The following is a 20,261-nucleotide window of genomic DNA, read 5'->3' on the forward strand; positions in this document are numbered from 1 at the left end:
ACATAAGAGGATTTTTTTGTTTATTGATAGAGTACACGCGCGGAACAAAACCGTTTGAATACATTGAAGATGGGAGCTATTATCCAAATGTTTTTAAGTAATAAGAAACAGAGTGAAGTGAAAGTTAATGGCAGAGGAATCGCTAAAAGATGGGCCGTGTTAACACTGGCAGGGGTATTATGGGTCGGTCCGGTTGCTGGAACTGGGGCTCTAATCCCCTTGAATGGTTGGATGTCTGCTCCAATCGCAAGTGCAGCCTCTGGTTCAACTGTAAAATTGGGCGAAGAGATCATTACTTCGGGTGCAACATTATTGAAATATCGTTTTAAAGGTTCCAAAGGAACAGCGCTGGCTGATATCATTCGAGTGGACTTGCAAAATCCGTACGTTAAGCTGGATGTCATGACGGGGAAGAATGGACAGTTTACGACCCGTCAGAGCACAGGTGGCATGGCAAAAGAGACCGGGGCGGTTGCTGGTGTAAACGGGGATTATTTTAATACCTCCAGCGAGGGAGCGCCGATCGGTGGACAAGTATCCAAGGGTGTGTTGATGTCTACTCCGTCTGATTTAACGGGTATGTATGCCTTTGCTGTAACCAAGGATGGTTCTCCCATGGTGGAGCAGTTTACTTTTGAAGGTACAGTAAAAGCTGGAGATGGGTCGTCCTTCTCTTTGGCAGGGATGAACAAGGCTTCGTATTCGCCTGAGACGAGTGGGGGCGGCTATAGCCACTCTAATGCTATGTATATTTATACATCTGCTTGGAAAGCAATTGAGCGCCCCAAAAACAGTTCGACAACGCCCACCGAGATCTTGGTACAAAATGGTGTGGTTACACAAGTCTCCGACAATGCTACGTTGAATATGACCGTTCCGCAGGATGGCTATATTTTACGTACTCATGGTAAAGCCGCTGATTATGCCAAAGCGCATCTGACCGTGGGACAAACCGTAGAAACGAGCTATCACCTTCGTGTTAAATCGACAGGGAGTGAAGTAGATCCTTCTAACCTTCAAATGATGATTGGTGGACATACCATATTAGTAAATGACGGTCAGAAAACCTCTTTCTCCCGAAGCACAACAAGCATAGGCGGAACGCGTGCGCGTACAGCTCTGGGATATTCTCGTGACAAGCGTTACGCTTATGTCATTGCTGTTGAGAAGAATGGGAACAGCGTTGGTGTATCTCTGAGCGAGCTGCAAACGCTGATGAAAGATATTGGCGTCTGGAAGGGGATGAACCTTGACGGGGGCGGCTCTACCACCATGGTGACACGTGATTTGGGAGATACGACAGCGGGGCTTACGTTCAATACAGAATATGGTACAGAGCAACGTAGTATTGTAAATGGAGTGGGGGTATATACCAATGCTCCTAAAGGAACGCTCAAAGGCTTCACCATCAAGGGCAATAAAACGTTGCTGATTGGTCAGACCGGAAGCTATTCCTTCAAAGGTTATGACAACTACTACAATCCATTCGATACCTCGAAAGTACAAGTGACGTGGAAATCCAGCAATCCGGCTGTTGTGTCAGTGAGCGGCGGCGTTGTAAAGGGAGCCAAACCGGGAACTGCTACTTTAACGGCATCTAGTGGCTCAGCCAGCGCTACAACAAAGGTCACGGTGCTTGGAGCAGATGAAATTTCATCACTTACCGCAGGCACTGGAACTGGCTCGCTTACCGCTGGAGCTAAAATCGCTGTACCGGTAACGGCAAAGACAAAAGATGGACAGAGTGTCAGCATTACGTCAGATGCGCTCAAATGGGAGTTCATCGGCTTTAAGGGCAGTGTCAAGGACAATCAGCTTACAGTAAATACGGTGGATGCAGGCGTGAAAACGGGCTATGCCATCGGTCGCTATGATGGTTTCAGCGCTGTCGTCTTCCTGTCTGCTGGCGGAGCAAGTACAAACAACTGGGAGAACTTCGAAAATGTTTCGTATCCGGTTGATTTTACTTCGAATGTGGAAGGTGTTACTGGCACAGCGGCTGTTGTACAAGGAGATGGCGACCATGCCAATTCCAAAGTGCTAGAGCTGAACTACGATATGACGAACGGCAGTGGTAAAATGTATGCTTACGCTCAATTGAACGGCACATCCGGGAAAACGCTTGAACAGGCGGCTACTTCCATCTCGATTGATGTCAGAGGGGATAAGAGTCTGAACTGGCTGCGCGCAGAGCTAGAGGATGCTCAAGGCAAAACAGCATATATTGATCTCGCTAAAGTGATCGACTGGAACGGCTGGAAAACCATTAACGCAGATATGAGCGGTTTGAATATTTCGTATCCGGCGAAGCTGAAGCGTCTTTATGTGGTCAATGTGGCAGAGGGTCAGGACGAGCGCGCTAAAACAGGCAATGTTGCTTTTGATAATATTTCTTTTAATACACCGGGAACGGTCGGTACAGAAGGACTCAAAAAAGGAACAGCTCAAATGACGATCGGGCAAAAATCAATGACGGTGAACGGAACGCCGACCACGATTGATGCCGCTCCGATGACTCGCGATGGTTCAACGTATGTTCCGATCAAGTATGTACTGGACGCATTTGGCGGACAAGCCAAATGGAATGCGGGCGATCAGCGGATCACCATTATGCGTGGCGGTGTGCTGATGGATTTGACCGTAGGGAAAAAAGAAGTTGTTCTGAACGGGAAACGTCAAAGCACTGATGTTGCACCCATAGTGCTAGGAGGCAGGACTTTAGTCCCATTAAGACTCGTGTCTGAGCAGTTAGGAATGACTGTAAAATGGGAACAAGAAACGAAGACCATCACCCTCCAGTCATGATATGGTATGATATATACTTGAAATGCTAGGATTGGAGTAGAACATTTGTGGACTTTCAAGCCGATATCATAGACCGAGTCATTAAAAATGCCATCCAGGTGATGGAGAACAGCAAATATCAGATGTTCGAAATATTGGACACGGCCCGGACCGAGCTGGTCACGTTAAATCAGGAGCTCCAGAGCGTCTTGAAGGAAACAGCAGAAACGATCGAAAAGGTGGACCAGCTGGAAATGAACTATCGGCGGTCCCGCATTCGGTTGACTGAGGTCAGCCGTGACTTCGTTCGCTATTCGGAAGAGGATATCAAGCAGGCTTATGAGAAGGCGACACAGCTTCAACTCGATGTGATGATTTTCCGCGAGAAGGAAATGTATCTCAAAGCCAGAAGAGATGATCTTCAAAAGCGGGCCAAAAGTGTCGAGGCTTCTGTCGAGCGCGCTGAAACTATCGGTTCGCAGATGGGGGTCGTGCTGGAATATTTGTCGGGCGAATTGGGACAAGTGACGCGGATCATCGAATCGGCCAAAAATCGGCAGTTTATTGGTCTGAAAATTATTTTGGCTCAGGAAGAGGAGCGCAAACGTATATCCCGTGAAATTCACGATGGACCTGCGCAGCTCCTTGCACATCTAGTGCTTAGGACGGAAATTGTGGAAAGAATGATCGCCAAGCAGGAATTTAAGATGGTTCAGGACGAAATAGTAGACTTGAAGAAACAGGTTCGCTCCAGTCTTGAGGAAATGCGAAAGGTCATTTTCAATTTGCGTCCTATGGCCCTGGATGACCTGGGACTTATTCCGACGCTCCGGAAATATGTGCAGGATTTTGAAGAAAAAACGAAAATTAGATCGCTTTTTGAAACAAGGGGCAAGGAACACCGTCTCTCTTCCGCGATGGAAGCAGCCATTTACCGTCTAATCCAGGAAGCTTTGACCAACGCTGCCAAGCATGCTTATCCTACCTATGTGCTTGTTGAGATTACCTATCAGGCGCAGCTTGTAAAAATCGTGGTGCAGGATAATGGTTTGGGCTTTAAGCCAGAGCTTTTCCAGCAAAAAAGCAAAGATCATGGGCATTTTGGTCTGATTGGTATGCGGGAAAGGGTTGAACTGCTCGAGGGGAGAATGGAGATCGAATCAGCTGAGAATCAAGGCACCAAGATAGTGATTCATATCCCAACCAACGTGGAAAAGGGAAAGGAGTAACAACATGGAAAATCAGGAAATTAGCAATGCACCCATTAAAGTTCTCTTAGCGGACGATCATCAGTTGTTCCGTGAAGGACTTAAACGTATTTTGAATATGGAGGACGACATTGAGGTCATCGGAGAATGTGGCGATGGTATTCAAGTGTTGGAATTCTGTAACGTAGAGAAACCAGATATTGTTCTGATGGACATTAATATGCCAATTGAAAATGGTGTAGAGGCAACCGAAAAACTGCGTGAGATGTTCCCGGATGTCAAAGTTATCATTTTATCCATTCATGATGATGAAAGCTATGTATTTGAGACGTTGCGCAAGGGAGCCAATGGTTATCTGTTAAAAGATATGGAGGCCGAGTCCCTCATTAATGCAATTCGTTCGGTTCATGAAGGATATGCGTTTATCCATCCGAAGGTAACGGGTAAGCTCATTCAGCAGCTTCGCCGGATGACCTACCTGAATGAAACAGGGGCTATGGCTGAAGGTCATACGAAGGAAGCCGGCGTGAAGTTTGTCGCAGGTGAAAATAATCCATTGACCCGCCGTGAAGCTGAAGTGCTGCGTCTGATGGCTGAAGGTAAGAGCAACAAGATGATCGGTGAATATTTATTCATTAGTGAGAAAACGGTCAAAAACCATGTCAGCAGCATTCTGCAAAAAATGGAGGTTGATGACCGTACACAAGCAGTTATTAACTCAATCAAATATGGATGGGTTACGCTGTAAAGTGTAGTTTTCCATGCATTAGACGATGCAGCTGCTAATAGATATGAATGCTGTACCGCCTTTCTTTTGGAGCGATATGTCCGCTCATACGGAAACCCAGTACATAACCGTGACACCTCTTCCTGTTATACGGCATATATTGTCGCTATAGGAGGAGGTGGAACCCTCGTGACGGCTCACTTGGTTTGGATATTGCTTATATACGGTGTGGGAGCCGCAGTCGTTCATCTTATGTATATACGACAGGCGGTTCAGGCTTATCACAATGGTGAAGATTCACGCGCAATATCTCCGGGTCATCGTGCGACTCGCTATATTGTGATTACGTCCAATGACGGAGATCGTGTGGAATGGGTGATGCGTTCGCTGAACATACTTGCCTGGCTACACCGGAGGCCGCTACATGTGACAGTACTGGATGATGAATCTATGGACGATACGCTACCGATTCTGACACGGTTAGTGCGCTATAGTCATATGGATGTTTCAGTCATTTCAAGTCGTTTTTCACCGGGGAACCCGGTCTTACCGAAGTCAGGCGGTGAAAAGCAGGTTGTTATTGATCTTAGAACGGTCAAGTCGTTGGCGGACGCCCCACTTGTTCCTTAGCGACAGGGGATTGTGGACATCGTGGTCAAAATCGGATATAAATGTTTATAAACAGTTGCATAGGCAAGACGACAGGGATCTCATTGAGATCTACTTGATGTGAAGCACACTTCAGGCTATTAGCCATAGGAGTGTGCTTTTTTGCTGTTCTCTGGGGTGACAAGAACCGCAAAAATCATGAATGGGAGGAGAAGGGGAAGGTGAAAATTGCAGTATATGCAGTGAAGTATAAAGGGAATTGGACTCTCCGATTATCTGTGGATATTCGAGTAGATATGACATGGTGGATGAATCAAGATGAGGGACAAGAGAATGTTGTCGAAAAATGGGTGTTATTAGGAGATGAGCTTCCCTTGTCCTGGGGGACAAAGCTGTGCGAAACATTTAAGGAATTAGCAAATATGGAGCGATGGGGAAAATGGCAGTGGTGGGCTTATATTCTCGCACAGCTAAAAAGTGAACTGGCTCCTGAGCCTTTCAACGGAGAACGGATTTTATCTGGAGGAGTAGAAAATATATGCATTTGGGATGGTGGACAAGGGTGGACTTCTCGCACAGAAAGTAGGAATGAGGGACGAGAAACAAACGGAGGTTTACGTTCTATTCAAAAAAGGAGCCTCGTCACGGGAATTGATGGATTGGATAGGGAGTGTTTAACACGACAAGCGAATGAGCTGGTTAATTTGTTGTCAGGACGCCAGTTACTCGTTCCGGAAGCCGAAGCGCTACTGGCAGAGGCAGCGTCAGGTTTGGAGCGTACTTGGCGATCCGCTGCACAGCTTGCATATCTGCAAGGCCGACTCAGCTTTGCTGCTGGCCTCGCTCCAGCACCACGTACGCGATGGTCTGCCGCGCGTACGAATGAACTCCGCTGCAACCGTTGTGGCAGCGGGATAGTGCACCGCACGAGCTGTGCGTCGTGCGGACGTAAGGCGTGCGCTTACTGCGAGACATGTCTCGCACTCGGGCGCAGCCGTGAATGCTCGCTGCTGCTGCGCGGTGCAGCGAAACCCGCCCTGCCGCACACAGCAGGCACAGCCCCGGTGACGGAACTCGACCGCTGGGGGCTGAGCCCTGCACAGCGTGCCGCCGCGGAAGCGGCGCTGCGCTTTTTGGCCGCACCGCACGGCGAAGTGCGGGGACGTTTTCGCCCGGAAGGCCGTGGGCTCCGGGCGTTGTTCCGGCGCGATAGGATTGCGTGCGGGAAATCAGATGCTGCCTCTTCGCAGGGCAGCAACTTTGCCCGTAGCAGGCATTCTTCGCCAAAACCTGGCGAAGGTGCAAGATATAGCGCTGATCGGCAGGTGCCCAGTACTACGGTAGAACGTTTTCTGCTCTGGGCCGTAACGGGCGCAGGCAAGACGGAAATGATGTTTCCGCTCTTGAAATATGTGCTGGATCACGGAGGAGCGGCGCTTGTGGCAACACCGCGCCGCGATGTGGTACTCGAGTTAGCCCCTCGTTTGGCCATTGCTTTTCCCGATGTGAGCATGGTGACGCTCTATGGGGGGAGCGCAGAACGCTGGCAAAGGGGACAGCTGACACTGGCAACGACACATCAGCTATTGCGTTATCGTCAAGCCTTTGAATTGGTTGTGATTGACGAGATTGACGCGTTCCCTTATCACAATGATCCTATGCTTGCCTTTGCTGCACGAGCAGTATGTAAGCCGAAGGGAAAGTTTATCTATTTGTCTGCTACACCACCCCATGCTTTGCAGAAAGAGGCTGCACGCGGTCTACTGCCACACGCCAAGGTTCCCGTTCGTTTTCATCGTCATCCCCTACCTGTCCCATTTCGCCTGGGGACTGCTTCAGTGCAACATTGGCTGCAAAAAGGTCGGCTTCCCGCATCCTTTATTCAACGCCTACGCGTATCCATACAACGTGGAGCACAGGTTTTCCTGTTTGTGACACGAATCTCACATATTCAGGGACTTGTGGAGCTGCTGATTAAACAATTGCCTGATGTACCTATTGCTGGAACCTCCTCACAGGATGAAGAAAGAACCGCTAAAGTGCGCTTATTTCGAGCTACTGAAATACGAGTTCTGGTCACAACGACTATTTTGGAGCGAGGGGTGACTGTTCCACGGAGTGATGTGTATGTGTTAGACGCGGACAGCAGTCTTTTTGATGAAGCCTCTCTTGTCCAAATGGCTGGTCGCGCGGGAAGGTCCAAGGATGATCCATGTGGAGGTGTTATTTTTACATCGCCCCAATGGACTCGAGGCCAAAAGAGAGCGATTAGACAAATTAAACGAATGAATGCACTGGCTCGGAAAAAAGGATACCTGAAGGAGTTGAAGCACTAAATGTATTAAATAAAAAAAAGTTTTTTTGGAAATGTGAAACCTGAAACAATGTCAGTACGTAAACTACCAAGAAAGGTGCATTCTGGTATGGGGATGATTCCAAGAACCCGTCTATTTTTGAATTGGTTATTCCAACGTCAGTCCCAAACATGTATCGCTTGCGGCACTTTCACAGGACATTTTTCTGAATTCTCTGGGATTTGTACTTCTTGTTCGCTTCAAATTCCTTGGGTTTACGATATTCGTTGTGTTCATTGTGGACGTCCGACGTCTTGCCCGGATTGCGTAAGGCTTGACCGATTAGTACGTTACTATGTGTGCAATCGGAGTGCAACCAGCTATACACCGATGATGAGAGAATGGATTGGACAGTTCAAATATCGCGGGAATGAAAAGTATGGTTCCCTGCTAGGTGAGATCATGAATCGAGCCTATCAGGCGATGAGGTATGAGTTTGCAAGTCATAAACATTCTCGTTTCAAGCGATCTTTGTGGAGTGTAGATGTAGTGACCTGTGTCCCGGTAAGTGAGAAGAGGCTTACAGAGCGAGGCTTCAATCAGGCTCAGATCTTGGCAGAAGAGATTGCTAGGCGGAATAAGCTCCCCTTCCTATCTTTACTTGCTCGTCCACAAGATACAGGCAAACAAAGCTTTAAATCCAAAAAGGAACGCATAAACACCATGAATAATGCGTTTTCTGTCCATCCCAATATGACAAATTTGCTGAATTCTTTTATTTTAAAAGCTGAATCTCAATGTGTTACGGAGAACAAGCTTTCCGTTACCGTTTTGCTTGTAGATGATATTTATACAACGGGGAGCACATTACAGGCGTGTGCACGTGTTTTGAGAGAAAAGGCATTAGAGCAAGGAATACATTTGGCTATTTTTTGCCTGACCTTAGCAAGATCATAAGTCTAAATCTCTAGTATTTTCCATTAAATTTTGCTTGAAACTATGAAAAAGAGGTTATAAATCTCTTGAAAGAAGGATTAATTGATAGAACAAAAGTCTTTTAAGCCGTACAATCAGCAGGATTTGACAACGAGCTAGAGAGAGGTATATAATAAAAATATAGAGACAAACAAAAAGTAAGGAAGTGAGGGATGAAAACAGAATATTTCAATTTAGAGGTTGATTTTTTTGGAAAAGAGGAGTACAATTTCTATCTGTTGATAGCTAACATGATTGGTAATAAGTGATTAGCTATTGACTAAAGAGCGGACATTGGGAGTGTCTCGCTCAGTAGTAAAGCAGTTAATTAAAATTTAAAGCTAAAAAGAGGAGAGAACAAATCATGAAAAACGTAATGAAAAAAGTAGCAGTATCTAGCATGTTGGCAGTTAGTTTAGGTGCAGTATCTTTGTTGAGTCCACTTGCAACAGGTCAAGTAATGGCGAAATCCAACGCAGATAGCAACAGGGATCATGTTGAAGAACAACTGATCATTAAACAACAAGAAGAAGCTCAAAAAGCACTTGAAGCAAAACTTTTTGGAACTGAAACGACTGAAAATGCAGCAACTACAACACCAGCTCAACCAGCTACTGAGAACAACAATCAAGCAACAACTACAAAACCAGCAACGACTACAACTGAAACACCAGCAACTGTAAATACAATCACAGTAAATGTTCAAGAGGGCGACACACTGGCTTCTATTGCTGAAAAATACGGTGTAACTGTTGAAGAACTGGTTAAAATCAACAACCTGGTTAAAGTAGGCCAAGAACTGCAAGTACCGCAAACAAACACAAATAAATAATTATCATTATAAATGTATAATGAAGTGTGTTTTTTAAACCAAGCGTTTGACTATAGTATACGGGAAGGCCTCTATTAAAACAATGCTTTTTTGAATAATTATTTGTGAAATAGCTTGTTTTTTTGGGCTGCAAATTTCCATTGGTGCATCTAGCTTGATTTCAGATAGGTTATAAGTTGAGATGATGTTAGGTCCATGAGATTTATGAATACCCACACTCCATGTGCGGAGCATTCGTATGGGCGCCGTTCCCCCGGATTTACAGGGCTTTCTTGATGTCATTCGGGGCACAGGTGAACATGAATTCTTCTGAGGATTGTTTCGCCCGGTTTTTCCCTCATCTTGATATTTAATTTCTACATTTACTCATATTCATATATAGCTATTTTAATTGTATAATGAAGCGCTATTCCCGAAAATAACTGGAATGGCGCTTATTTTATTTCTATCTAAAGTATGGAGCAATGTTTGACGATAAATAGACACATGCAATAGGCTGAGCTACTAGCTTTCATGGCTTTCCTTATTTTTATGTCATCGCATATTGATGCATATAGATGTAGAGAAACTTTTACTGATGGATCATTCTCTCTTATGCTTTTAATATGATAACTTATAAGATGTGCAATTGTGTAAAATCTGAAAATCTTTTTTTGAAATATTTGCTAGACGAGGCTCTTCATTATAAGTTAATGTAAGGATAAAAGTAATTAAAGATCGGAAATTGGAAAGGGGCGCTACAGAGGATGAATTTGGATAACTGTCCTCGCTGTGGAAAGCTGTTTATTAAGAACGTCAGGGGAATCTGTCAGAACTGTATTAAAGAAATTGAATTTGAATACGAACGCTGTGTCAAACATATACGTGAAAATAAGGGCATTCATATGCATGAGCTTTCAGAGGCTACTGAGGTATCCGTAAAGCAAATCACGACATTTATACGTGAGGGACGTATTTCCATTGCTAATGCGCCCAATATGACGTATCCTTGCGAGGTATGCGGGATACCGATTCGTGAAGGGCATATGTGCGATTCTTGTCGAACACGTCTGACTAAAGACCTGCATCAGGCTGTACGCGAAAGTAGTAATCAGGATCAAAGTAATAATATGGGCTCAGGTACCTACAGCGCGATTGATAAACTTCGTGGAAAGTAGTACAGGGGAATTAAAAACGCATTCAGCTATTCAAAAAGTTTCAAATACCGCCGATAATCTTTATAGAGCTTATCGGTTTTTTTATTTTTAGCAACCATGCACAAAATAAAGAAGTGAGGCATAATACGAACCATGTTCGACGCTATGTCGTCTGATACATTCTGACCATATCAAATAACTAAGGAAGGTGGAAGTTATGAAAATTAACGAGACCAACCGCATCGGAGCTATTAATCCATATCAGCGAAATATTGAAACAGGACGTCAAGAGGAGCAAAAGAAATCCCGCCGCAAGGACGAGGTTTCGATTTCTCCGGAAGCAATGGAAATGCTGAATCGCAGCAGTGATGCAGACCGCGTTAAGAAAATTCAGGAGCTTAAGCAGCAAGTAGCTTCTGGTACTTATCGTGTTGATGCCGATAAAATTGCAGAGAAGCTGTTACCTTATTTCAAGCAGTCTTCTGAAAGCTAGGTGAAGGAATATGCCTTTAGATCGATTGATTGATGTGCTGGAGCAGCTTAGAGAGGCTCACGAGCAGTTGATTACATTAGGGAATCAAAAAAAAGAAGCACTGATATCAAATAAGGTAGATCAGCTCATTTTAGTCATGAACCAGGAATCGAAGATGTCCAAACTCATCGATGAACTTGAGGAACAACGTATTTCCTCTGCATATAAATTTTTGCAGGGACGCGGAATTAAATCTAAGTTGAACTTAACCATTTCAGAGTTGTCACGTCTTGTGTTCGACCTTCAAGATAAGCAGAGGTTGTTAAGCATTCAAGCACGGCTTTCGGAGACGTTGAACGAACTTAAGCAACTTAATGAGTTAAATCGTCAGCTTATAGAACAGGCGCTCTCTTACATTGATTTTTCCGTAGAGACGATGTCTTATTACGAGGAATTTGAGACAACGTATCACCGCCCAGATGAAAAAAATTCTACTATCCGCTCAGGGTTATTCGACACTCGGGCCTAATTGCAGGAGGAAAATATGACCTCGACATTTCATGGAATAGAAACAGCGAGAAGAAGTTTAAATACCCAAACCGCAGCATTAAATACGACAGGGCACAATATTGCTAACGCTAACACAGCCGGTTATTCAAGGCAAGTTGTTAGTATGAAGGCTTCCGAATCTATGGAGGCGTATGGTTTGAATCGTTCTGTAGTAAGGGGACAACTGGGGACAGGGGTCGAGTTCAGTGCAATTGAGCGGGTACGTCAGACTTTTCTGGATGATCAGTATCGTAATGAAAACTCTTCTCTAGGTGGATGGAGTATCCGCTATGATACTCTGGATAAACTAGAAACGATTATGAACGAACCATCTGACACAGGAATGCGCAAGGTTATGGATAATTTTTGGAATGCTTGGTCGGATTTAAGTCAAGATCCCCAAGATGTAACTAACCGTAAAATCGTAAAAGAAACGACGCTGGCATTGACGGATGCATTGAATCAGGCAAGCAAGCAACTTGATGCGCTAGATTCCGATTTAACCAATAATATTACATTAAAAACAACAGAGATGAATTCTCTATTACAATCTGTAGCCGATTTAAATGGGAACATTACCAAGTTGGAGTCATTGGGAGATAATCCAAATGACTTGAGAGATCAGCGAGATTATGCGATCGATAAATTGTCTAAACTGGCTAATGTGCAGGTTACTCAACTGGATGATGGATATCAAGTAACAGTAGCTGGACAAATAGCTGTAACTGGTAATGTGGTTACACCTTTAACTGCAGATGGTCTTCAGGCAGCTTTCACAGGTGGTGCCTTGACTGGCGGCGAAGTTTACGGGATGGTATTCTCACGTGACAGATATGTTGTGGATTACAAAAACCAGATGAACCAATTGGCCAACACACTGGCCAATGGAAATATTGAAGTTACCCTCCCTAAAGGAACTGTGCTTCCTGAAGGAACAGTATTGAATACGGGGCCGAATAATACAGCGGTTACTTACTCTAATGCTAATAATAACCGGACTTTAACAAGCGATTTGAAAGTTACTGTCCAAGGTATCAATGGACTTCACCAGTTGGGTTATACAATTAGTGGAACAACTCCTACCAAAGGGGACGCTTTTTTTACCTCTAAAGACGGAGTAGCAATTACAGCAGGTAATATTACCCTAAATCCCGACATACAAAATGACCCTAACAAAATTGCAACTTCTTTACGGGTAGAGGGTACGGGAACGACAGATGAAAAGGTAGTGCTTGGGAATAATGCCTTAGCTATGGCTATGGCTAACTTGAAAAATATAAAGTTTGATTTCGGAGCAGCTTTGTCTACTCCAACGTCAGTAGATGACTACTTTAGCTCTATTGCCGGACAGCTTGGGGTTCAGACTCAGGAAGCGGAACGTCAATCGAAGAATGCACAGCTACTGACGGAGCAGGTGGATTTAAGCAGACAGTCTGTTAGTGGAGTATCGTTGGATGAGGAGATGTCCAATCTGATCAAGTTTCAGCATGCTTATAGTGCGGCTTCTCGTTTTATGACGACATTCGATCAATTGCTGGACAAGTTGATTAATAGTACAGGCCGTGTAGGGCTCTAATTCAAATTAGTAGGAGGTAGCGTATGGCGATTCGAGTAACCTCGGGGATGATGAGTATGCAGACGCTCAGTAACCTGAATCGTAATTATAGCAATATGAGTAAAATGGAAAATCAAATCACAACCGGACGCAAGCTCAATAAACCTTCAGATGATCCTGTGGGTGTGACTTATGCCCTTCGTTACAGAGCTGAGCTGGCCTCCAATGAGCAGTATTCCAGCAATGCTGATGCAGCCGTAAGTTGGTTGGATTTTACGGACTCCACTATGCAGCAGGCTGGAGATGTGATGAAAAGGCTAAAAGAGCTAACGGTTCAAGCCTCAAGTGGTACTGTTCCTCAATCTGGATTGGATGCCATTAAGTTAGAGGTAGATCAGCTTAAGGAGCAAATGACCAATATCGGGAATAGCCAAATCCGTGGTAAGTATATTTTTAATGGTCAAAAGTATGATCAAGCTCCTTATGAGCTTACGGGTACAATCACCAGTTATGACCAAGTTGATACAGATCAAGGTAGTGTGAATTATGCAATTGGAGATCAATCCACATTTCAGGTGAATACTTCTGGAAGCGAGTTTTTTGGAGCTTCAATAGATGCGGATAATATTTTTAAAGTTATGGATAACTTGAGTGCAGCTTTGGCAAGTGGAAACCAAACGACAATATCAAGCCAACTTACAAATATTGAATCTCGTTTTACCAAAATGCAATCCAGCCTGTCCGAAGTTGGAGCTCGCACGAATCGTGTGGAGCTTGTGCAATCGCGTCTAGATGATCGTAATTTAAATTTAACAAATTTGCAGTCTAAGACTGAGGATGCAGATATTGCAAGCCTGATGATTCAGGCTACCTCAGCCCAGACTATATATCAAGCTGCTTTAAAATCATCGGCTCAGATCATGCAGCCATCTCTTATGGATTTTATGAGATGATATTTTGTTTTCTTTGACATTTTGAAGCTATGGACGTAGGTCCGTAGCTTTTTTGTTACTATTTTTAGGAGGATGAAGTATGAACCAAAAGCATATAATAGATGAAAAAGAACAGTATAAGGCAGAATCGATTTTTATTTTCCCTAAAGGATTACCCGGTTTCGAGCATTTACGTGAATTTAAGTTACAGGCGCATAACGAGTTGTTTAGTATTTTCAGTGCTGTAGAAGAAGCTGCGATCTCCTTTATAACAATCAACCCTTTTGACTTTGTCCATAATTACGAATTTGAGTTATCTAACGATGCACTTGCAGATATTGATGTAACAGACCGAAATCAGATTGAAATACGTTGTATTGTAACCTGGCACAGTAATAGAGAAAAAATAACAGTCAACTTAATTGCCCCTATCATTTTTAACACGGAAGATCTAAAAGGTAAGCAGATCGTTCTGCAAAGTTCGGAATATACGACCAAACATACATTGTGGCCCAATTTAAAGTCGGAAGAGCAAGGCGGTGAAGCCTGATGCTGGTATTGTCCCGCAAGAAAGGCGAGTCTATCGTTATTCAGAATAATATTGTATTAACGGTGCTTTCCGTTGAAGGAGACAACGTCAAAATTGGAATATCTGCCCCCAAGGATATAGATATTTATCGTAAAGAGATTTTCGACGCAATTCAGGATAATAATCAAAGCGCAGCAATGGATCTTAAAACGCTTCAAACCGCCATATTGGAGATGGGAAAGGAAAGTGATGGCATAGAGTAGCTCGCTGTTAGATTTGATAAAAAAGCTGACCCAACGAGGGTCAGCTTTTTTATATTATTTATTATGGTTGAAACGAAAAATGGATTTTAAAAATGTTCACTCTGCATTATGTTATCTAATTTGGTAAGCGAAATGATAGAGGCTGTTGATGTCGGAGTTGAGCAGTTTGCCGCCACTGTAAAAATCGATTGGAATAATATCGAAATAATGAGTGCTGACGCCGTTGTAGAAAGAGTACTTACCTGCAGCCGAGGTCAAACCATTTACTGGAATCGTAAAAAATCCTTGCTCATTAGTTGTTCCGCTTGCGGTGAATACCTTATTGTTTATTGTCACAATAATTCTGGTGGTGACAATAGCATTTGCAACAGGGGTGCCTTGGGCATCAAACGCTCTGCCGCTAATGGTGATATTATTTTTTATTCTCCATTTTTGTCCATAACCATAGTTTATAAAACCGTATACTCCACCGTCTGTTGTAATGTTGGAGGTTACCACCCTTGCAACATCAGCATTTTGATAACTCACTGTCAAAGTATATGGAGTGGTAAGATCGAATTTGGACGGTGCGATAACACGAATATAATATTCCCCTGCGGCCAGCTTCAACTGTGCGGTAGTGTTCTGACCAAGATATCCGAGACTGATTAAATTAGAATCATATAGGTCCAGTCGATATTCGCCGTAAGCTGAGGTGTTGTTGAGGTTGAGACGGACGGTGCTATCAGAGGGAATCTTGATTTTACTCCAATCCTCATCCAGGATATTGTCGATCGTTTGGCTGCTGCTAAAGGTGGCTGAACCACGGTCTTTAGCAAACCAGGGATTGTCATCTGGTTCAATGCTGTCATAGCTGTCGGATTGAATAGAATGAACGGTAAATGGCTGGGTGACATCAAATCCCTTATATGATTGGACGAGTATGAAATAATAGCCGGTCCCTGCTACATAGCTGACCTGTTCATATTGACCAGCCCCCTTTGTGGAATATGAAACTTTGTTTAGCGTTCCTGTGCTTTCATCAAGCTTGTATAGATGAAGATCGTAATCATTAGTTGTGGATGCTCCTGGATTTAGAAATACGGTCAGCTTATTGGGAGTTTCGACACGTGTGAAAAACCAGCGGCTTTCACCCTCCGCAGTAATATAACCTTGCGCGGAATTACCTGATTTAATAAAGATTGCCCCATCGGGTGTAGTGTTATAAACATCATATGTGACTGTGGAGACGGAAAATTTACTGTTAGACGAAGTCTCTGGCAATGCATTTAACTTTGGAGATTTTAAAATTTCCTCCTTGGAGATTGAAAGTGATTTAGATTGGGTCAGCGGTGTATGTAGATCACTTAGAAGTGTGTTTGTGCCTTTCTTAACCATGGAATTTAGAAATTGCGCTGGCAACTGAATAGGTTTGGCTTGAGAAGAACCCGCAAGTGCCTGATTAAAAGAAGCTGAGAACCAACCGACCGCAAGAGTCAAAGCGCATAGCAAACGAAAAGTTTTTCGAAGCATAATTGAAACACTCCTTCAATTAGTATATTTTTTACCACAAGCTTAATATAAGATAGAGTTTAAAAAGTGTCAATTATTGGACGATATTAAAAAAAATACGATTTTTATTGTTTTCCGAAATAGATTTTTAAAAATTTTCAAATGCTATAAACAATACAGTGGCAGGTGTCGATATATAATTTAGAGCGGTAATTCTTCAGGGCGGCCGACCTGTGAAGACGCTCATACCACAAGGACGTGGGAATTAAACCATTTCAGGGAGGAAATTTAAAATGATTATCAACCACAATATTCCTGCATTAAACACTCACCGTAACATGGGCATGAATAATGCTGCAGCAAGCAAAAACATGGAGAAACTGTCTTCCGGTCTGCGTATCAACCGTGCTGCTGATGACGCTGCTGGTCTCTCTATCTCCGAAAAAATGCGCGGACAAATCCGTGGTTTGGAACAATCCCAACGTAACGTTCAAGACGGTATTTCTTTTGCACAAACTGCTGAGGGTGCAATGAACGAAGTATCCTCCATGCTTTCTCGTATGAAAGAATTGAACGTTCAAAAGCTGAACGGAACATACTCTACTAGTGATAAGAGCAACATCAACATGGAGCTTAACGCACTGGGATCGCAAATCGACAGCATCATGAAAAACACAACATTTAATGGAATCAAAATCACTTCTAACGTAAAAGTACAAGCTGACGATAAAGCCTTCACGATTACAGTTAGTGGTGTTGCTACAGCAGGATTTACTGGCTTGAAAGACGCTTCCACATTGACAAACGTAAGTGATGCTATTGAAAAAGTTGCTACACAACGTGCTAAACTGGGTGCTGTTCAAAACCGTTTGGAATATACTTCCAATAACTTGGGTACTACAGTTGAGAACCTGACAGCTTCCGAATCTCGTATTCGTGATACTGACATGGCTAAAGAAATGGTTACTTTGTCCAAGAACAACATCTTGCTGCAAGCTTCCCAATCCATGCTGTCACAAGCGAATTCTGCACCACAAGGCGTACTTTCCCTGCTTCGTTAAGATTTTGGAAAGCAAGCTAATTATTAAAGGCTCTGCATCTTGCAGAGCCTTTTTTTGTTTTTTTGTATTATTTTTCATAAATAATCTAAATCATTAACCGATATATAAAGTAGGACATCTAATATGAGTAGAAGAGATACAGTGTGCGACATACCATTTTATGAGCGAGGGGTTATGTTATGGAACCGTTGATACCGGCCAATGCAGGAGGTATAACACCGATTCACCTTTCTGCCGGAACTCCAAAGGAGGAGACAGTTACTGATCCTCCAATAACTTCTGAAGAAGGTGTAGTCCAGTCTGTAATTCCTGCAAAAACACAGCTGACACACGAGCAAACCATTCAGCAGTTGCAAAAAGCAATTGATGCGATTCAAGGTCCGCAAAAAATGTTTGAAATATCTGTGCACGAAAAAACCCACACCATTATGATTAAAGTTTTGAACAAGGAAACAGGTGATCTCATTCGTGAAGTTCCGCCAGAAAAAATTTTGGATGTAGCAGCAAGAATGATGGAGATTACCGGGATTATCGTCGATAAAAAAGGATAGGGAGGAACGTTCATGGTAACGAGAATAACTGGTTTAGCATCTGGTATGGATATAGATTCAATGGTTAAAAAGTTGATGACAGCTGAGAGCGCTCCACTCGACAAGCTGAATCAACAGAAACAGCTCATGGAATGGAAGCGTGAAAACTATCGGGAGACCAGTGTGAAACTGGTTACCTTTTCACAAGAACTAAGTAAGCTTGGCATGAGTAGCTCGATTAGCGCTCAGAAGGCGAATGTTACCGGAAATACGAGTGCAGTTAGTGCAAGTGTTTCTTCAACGGCCAGTGGGGTGTTGGATGTAAAAGTGGCCTCGTTGGCAACAGCATCAAGCGCTACTTCTTCTGCAGCTATTGAACTCAATGCTTCTGCACCGACTGATTGGGGAACTGTTAAGCTACAGGATATTAAAAATTCGGGAATTTCAGGAACCGTCCCAGTAATAGTCAAAATAGGTTCAGGAGCCTCAGAAGCATCTATAGAAATTGATCCTGTCAATGAAACGATTGATTCCTTTGTCGAAAAAATCAATTCAAATAAGCAAGCTGGTGTGAGTGCCATCTATGATTCCGCTACAGGTAAGGTTTCTTTAACAAGTAAAACGACTGGGGCCAAAGATATTGAACTTAGTGGAGATATATTCACAGCTTTAAAGCTGGGGAGTACCATCACAGGTGGCGAAGATGCTAAACTCACTGTAAATGGTTTGGATATTACAAGGTCCTCCAATACCTTCACGATGAATGGTGTTGAACTTACGCTTAATAATGCCAGTGGGAGTACTTCAACACGCATTGAGGTGGCCAAAGATACGGATAAGCTGGTTGAATCGGTTCAGAAGTTTGTTGATGCGTACAATGATGTTCTCTCTACGTTGAATAATAAAGTTAGTGAAGAACGATACAAAAAATATGCACCTTTAACAACTGCCCAAAAAAAGGACATGAGTGATGATGAAGTTAAACAATGGACTGATAAAGCTAAAAGTGGAATGCTTAAAAATGACAGTATTTTGCAGAGCGCAGTAGCGGATATGCGTAGTGCAATGGTTCAGGGAGTTAAACTGGATGACGGTACAACAATTAGTCTTGCTCAGCTCGGTATAACTACAGGTACGTATCAGACAAAAGGGAAACTTGTTTTAGATACAGATAAGCTGAAAGCTGCTTTAGATAAAGATCCTGATATTGTGACCAACTTTTTCAGCAAGCAGGATTCTGCTACAGCACAAAGTAATAAATATACAGATCAAGACGGAATTTTTGCGCGTATGAAAAAAATCTCTAATACTGCGCTGCAAAAGTTAGCTGACAAGGCAGGAACTTCAAAGGTAAGCACTGATCTTAGTGCTTCATTCATTATCAGCAGCACGATGGGACAAGAACTAACGGGTATTGACAGAAGGATTACCGATATGACAGCCCGATTGAATATGATGGAAACGAACTACTACAAAAAATTCACAGCTATGGAGACGGCAATTAATAAATATAATAGCACTTCTTCTAGTCTGTCCAGCTTTAGATAAATAAGGAGGTCATACATTTGATTCAATCCCCTTACCAGAAGTACCAGCAGGCTCAAGCCCAGACTGCCTCCAAGCCTAAACTTCTGATTATGCTGTATGATGGGGCAATCCGTTTTACTCGGGCAGGTATAGACGGGATTTTAGATAAAGATTTCGGGAAAGCGAACTATAATCTTTGTAAATCACAAGCTATCATCCATGAATTAATATCTGCATTGAATTTTGACTATCCGATTGCACAGGAGTTATTAAGAATTTATGAATATATGTTGCATTGTCTGATTGAATCTAACGTTCATAAAGATGTGTCTAAAGCCCAGGAAGTAGAGGAACATCTAACAGATCTACGTGAGGCTTGGGTCGAAGTGAGCAAACTTCCAAGCTCGGTCACAGGTAGCTAATGGACAGTAACAATATTCAAGACCTCATTCAAGCACTAAAAGAAATGACAATAGAGACAACTAATCGGCTCTCAATCATAGAAGAGGAAGAGTTGGTCGCTTTTGTCGATCGTAGACAGGAAATTGTGCATTCAATGGAGAAATATCGTGCTTTACTCACTGAGGAAGACAAACAAGAAATTGGACTGATCTTAGATATGGATGGACCGATATTAATGCGCATGAATAAGTTGAAAGATGAAGCGGGTAGTTGGATGGAGAAAAAAGGGAACATTCGTGTTCAACAAAATGCTTACCAGCGTGCTTATTCCGTTGATAGTCTTTTTATAGATCACAGGAAGTAAATGGTGTTATAATCTCTCTCA

The 20,261-nt window shown here is 43.2% G+C and carries 20 protein-coding genes; 19 read left to right on the plus strand and 1 reads right to left on the minus strand.

The window, feature by feature from the left end:
* Positions 1-87: 87 nt before the first annotated feature.
* The 14 genes from GRP75_RS02050 (at position 88) to csrA (ending at position 14,865) form a co-directional block, all read left to right on the plus strand.
* Positions 88-2,805 carry a stalk domain-containing protein gene (locus GRP75_RS02050; protein ID WP_160788484.1) on the plus strand — a complete coding sequence of 906 codons (2,718 nt, stop codon included), beginning with the start codon at positions 88-90 and terminating at the stop codon, positions 2,803-2,805.
* A 47-nt stretch (positions 2,806-2,852) separates the two neighbouring features.
* Complete coding sequence (locus tag GRP75_RS02055; RefSeq protein ID WP_013312293.1) at positions 2,853-4,013, plus strand: sensor histidine kinase; 1,161 nt, start codon at positions 2,853-2,855, stop codon at positions 4,011-4,013.
* A gap of 4 nt (positions 4,014-4,017) precedes the next feature.
* The gene (locus tag GRP75_RS02060; RefSeq protein ID WP_007432713.1) at positions 4,018-4,740 is read left to right on the plus strand and encodes a response regulator; all 723 of its coding nucleotides are present in this window, start codon (positions 4,018-4,020) and stop codon (positions 4,738-4,740) included.
* 168 nt (positions 4,741-4,908) lie between these two features.
* Positions 4,909-5,349, plus strand: a complete 441-nt coding sequence (locus tag GRP75_RS02065) for a hypothetical protein (RefSeq protein WP_025719114.1) — start codon at positions 4,909-4,911, stop codon at positions 5,347-5,349.
* Between the two features lie 200 nt (positions 5,350-5,549).
* Positions 5,550-7,664, plus strand: coding sequence for a helicase-related protein (locus GRP75_RS02070; protein WP_160788485.1), 2,115 nt, complete (start codon positions 5,550-5,552; stop codon positions 7,662-7,664).
* A gap of 348 nt (positions 7,665-8,012) precedes the next feature.
* Positions 8,013-8,579 carry a phosphoribosyltransferase family protein gene (locus GRP75_RS02075; protein ID WP_160788517.1) on the plus strand — a complete coding sequence of 189 codons (567 nt, stop codon included), beginning with the start codon at positions 8,013-8,015 and terminating at the stop codon, positions 8,577-8,579.
* 382 nt (positions 8,580-8,961) lie between these two features.
* Positions 8,962-9,429 carry a LysM peptidoglycan-binding domain-containing protein gene (locus tag GRP75_RS02080; RefSeq protein ID WP_160788486.1) on the plus strand — a complete coding sequence of 156 codons (468 nt, stop codon included), beginning with the start codon at positions 8,962-8,964 and terminating at the stop codon, positions 9,427-9,429.
* Positions 9,430-10,175: 746 nt separating this feature from the next.
* Positions 10,176-10,586 (plus strand): TIGR03826 family flagellar region protein, encoded by a 411-nt coding sequence (locus tag GRP75_RS02085; protein ID WP_023990675.1) that lies wholly within the window; start codon positions 10,176-10,178, stop codon positions 10,584-10,586.
* A 196-nt stretch (positions 10,587-10,782) separates the two neighbouring features.
* A complete protein-coding gene (flgM, locus tag GRP75_RS02090) occupies positions 10,783-11,058 on the plus strand; it encodes a flagellar biosynthesis anti-sigma factor FlgM (protein ID WP_013312286.1) in 276 nt (91 codons plus the stop codon).
* Positions 11,059-11,068: 10 nt separating this feature from the next.
* Positions 11,069-11,566 carry a flagellar protein FlgN gene (locus tag GRP75_RS02095; RefSeq protein WP_160788487.1) on the plus strand — a complete coding sequence of 166 codons (498 nt, stop codon included), beginning with the start codon at positions 11,069-11,071 and terminating at the stop codon, positions 11,564-11,566.
* A gap of 15 nt (positions 11,567-11,581) precedes the next feature.
* Positions 11,582-13,162: a flagellar hook-associated protein FlgK gene (gene flgK / locus GRP75_RS02100; RefSeq protein ID WP_160788488.1), complete on the plus strand. Its 1,581-nt coding sequence runs from the start codon at positions 11,582-11,584 to the stop codon at positions 13,160-13,162.
* A 23-nt stretch (positions 13,163-13,185) separates the two neighbouring features.
* Positions 13,186-14,094 (plus strand): flagellar hook-associated protein FlgL, encoded by a 909-nt coding sequence (gene flgL, locus GRP75_RS02105; protein ID WP_160788489.1) that lies wholly within the window; start codon positions 13,186-13,188, stop codon positions 14,092-14,094.
* Between the two features lie 79 nt (positions 14,095-14,173).
* Positions 14,174-14,623, plus strand: coding sequence for a flagellar assembly protein FliW (fliW, locus tag GRP75_RS02110; protein WP_160788490.1), 450 nt, complete (start codon positions 14,174-14,176; stop codon positions 14,621-14,623).
* The gene (gene csrA / locus GRP75_RS02115) at positions 14,623-14,865 is read left to right on the plus strand and encodes a carbon storage regulator CsrA (protein WP_160788491.1); all 243 of its coding nucleotides are present in this window, start codon (positions 14,623-14,625) and stop codon (positions 14,863-14,865) included. The genes fliW and csrA overlap by 1 nt, the downstream gene beginning before the upstream one ends.
* A 111-nt stretch (positions 14,866-14,976) precedes the next feature.
* Here csrA and GRP75_RS02120 read toward each other — a convergent pair whose 3' ends face one another.
* On the minus strand, positions 14,977-16,377 hold the full coding sequence (locus GRP75_RS02120; RefSeq protein ID WP_160788492.1) for a carboxypeptidase-like regulatory domain-containing protein: 1,401 nt from the start codon (positions 16,375-16,377) through the stop codon (positions 14,977-14,979).
* 272 nt (positions 16,378-16,649) lie between these two features.
* Between GRP75_RS02120 and GRP75_RS02125 the strand changes: the two genes are divergently transcribed.
* The 5 genes from GRP75_RS02125 to GRP75_RS02145 all read left to right on the plus strand — a co-directional run bounded on the left by GRP75_RS02125 (position 16,650) and on the right by GRP75_RS02145 (position 20,240).
* Positions 16,650-17,417 (plus strand): flagellin N-terminal helical domain-containing protein, encoded by a 768-nt coding sequence (locus tag GRP75_RS02125; RefSeq protein ID WP_160788493.1) that lies wholly within the window; start codon positions 16,650-16,652, stop codon positions 17,415-17,417.
* A 179-nt stretch (positions 17,418-17,596) separates the two neighbouring features.
* Positions 17,597-17,968: a flagellar protein FlaG gene (locus GRP75_RS02130; RefSeq protein ID WP_160788494.1), complete on the plus strand. Its 372-nt coding sequence runs from the start codon at positions 17,597-17,599 to the stop codon at positions 17,966-17,968.
* A 12-nt stretch (positions 17,969-17,980) separates the two neighbouring features.
* Positions 17,981-19,495 carry a flagellar filament capping protein FliD gene (gene fliD, locus GRP75_RS02135; protein ID WP_160788495.1) on the plus strand — a complete coding sequence of 505 codons (1,515 nt, stop codon included), beginning with the start codon at positions 17,981-17,983 and terminating at the stop codon, positions 19,493-19,495.
* 17 nt (positions 19,496-19,512) lie between these two features.
* Entirely contained in the window at positions 19,513-19,896 is a 384-nt protein-coding gene (fliS, locus tag GRP75_RS02140; RefSeq protein ID WP_160788496.1) for a flagellar export chaperone FliS, read from the plus strand.
* The gene (locus GRP75_RS02145) at positions 19,896-20,240 is read left to right on the plus strand and encodes a hypothetical protein (RefSeq protein ID WP_160788497.1); all 345 of its coding nucleotides are present in this window, start codon (positions 19,896-19,898) and stop codon (positions 20,238-20,240) included. Before fliS ends, GRP75_RS02145 begins: the two co-directional genes overlap by 1 nt.
* Positions 20,241-20,261 lie beyond the last annotated feature (21 nt).

The sequence above is a fragment of the Paenibacillus sp. OT2-17 genome (assembly GCF_009827695.1).
In the GTDB taxonomy this organism is placed as follows: Bacteria; Bacillota; Bacilli; order Paenibacillales; family Paenibacillaceae; genus Paenibacillus; species Paenibacillus polymyxa_B.

What these genes read in the sequence shown, in the direction of transcription:
- GRP75_RS02145 (WP_160788497.1), top strand. Translation starts at nt 19,896, where the DNA reads ATGGACAGTAACAATATTCAAGACCTCATTCAAGCACTAAAAGAAATG.
- GRP75_RS02050 (WP_160788484.1), top strand. Translation starts at nt 88, where the DNA reads ATGTTTTTAAGTAATAAGAAACAGAGTGAAGTGAAAGTTAATGGCAGA.
- GRP75_RS02130 (WP_160788494.1), top strand. Translation starts at nt 17,597, where the DNA reads ATGGAACCGTTGATACCGGCCAATGCAGGAGGTATAACACCGATTCAC.
- flgK (WP_160788488.1), top strand. Translation starts at nt 11,582, where the DNA reads ATGACCTCGACATTTCATGGAATAGAAACAGCGAGAAGAAGTTTAAAT.
- flgM (WP_013312286.1), top strand. Translation starts at nt 10,783, where the DNA reads ATGAAAATTAACGAGACCAACCGCATCGGAGCTATTAATCCATATCAG.
- fliW (WP_160788490.1), top strand. Translation starts at nt 14,174, where the DNA reads ATGAACCAAAAGCATATAATAGATGAAAAAGAACAGTATAAGGCAGAA.
- flgL (WP_160788489.1), top strand. Translation starts at nt 13,186, where the DNA reads ATGGCGATTCGAGTAACCTCGGGGATGATGAGTATGCAGACGCTCAGT.
- GRP75_RS02080 (WP_160788486.1), top strand. Translation starts at nt 8,962, where the DNA reads ATGAAAAACGTAATGAAAAAAGTAGCAGTATCTAGCATGTTGGCAGTT.
- GRP75_RS02085 (WP_023990675.1), top strand. Translation starts at nt 10,176, where the DNA reads ATGAATTTGGATAACTGTCCTCGCTGTGGAAAGCTGTTTATTAAGAAC.
- GRP75_RS02120 (WP_160788492.1), bottom strand. Translation starts at nt 16,377, where the DNA reads ATGCTTCGAAAAACTTTTCGTTTGCTATGCGCTTTGACTCTTGCGGTC.
- GRP75_RS02060 (WP_007432713.1), top strand. Translation starts at nt 4,018, where the DNA reads ATGGAAAATCAGGAAATTAGCAATGCACCCATTAAAGTTCTCTTAGCG.
- csrA (WP_160788491.1), top strand. Translation starts at nt 14,623, where the DNA reads ATGCTGGTATTGTCCCGCAAGAAAGGCGAGTCTATCGTTATTCAGAAT.
- fliD (WP_160788495.1), top strand. Translation starts at nt 17,981, where the DNA reads ATGGTAACGAGAATAACTGGTTTAGCATCTGGTATGGATATAGATTCA.
- GRP75_RS02095 (WP_160788487.1), top strand. Translation starts at nt 11,069, where the DNA reads ATGCCTTTAGATCGATTGATTGATGTGCTGGAGCAGCTTAGAGAGGCT.
- GRP75_RS02075 (WP_160788517.1), top strand. Translation starts at nt 8,013, where the DNA reads ATGATGAGAGAATGGATTGGACAGTTCAAATATCGCGGGAATGAAAAG.
- GRP75_RS02125 (WP_160788493.1), top strand. Translation starts at nt 16,650, where the DNA reads ATGATTATCAACCACAATATTCCTGCATTAAACACTCACCGTAACATG.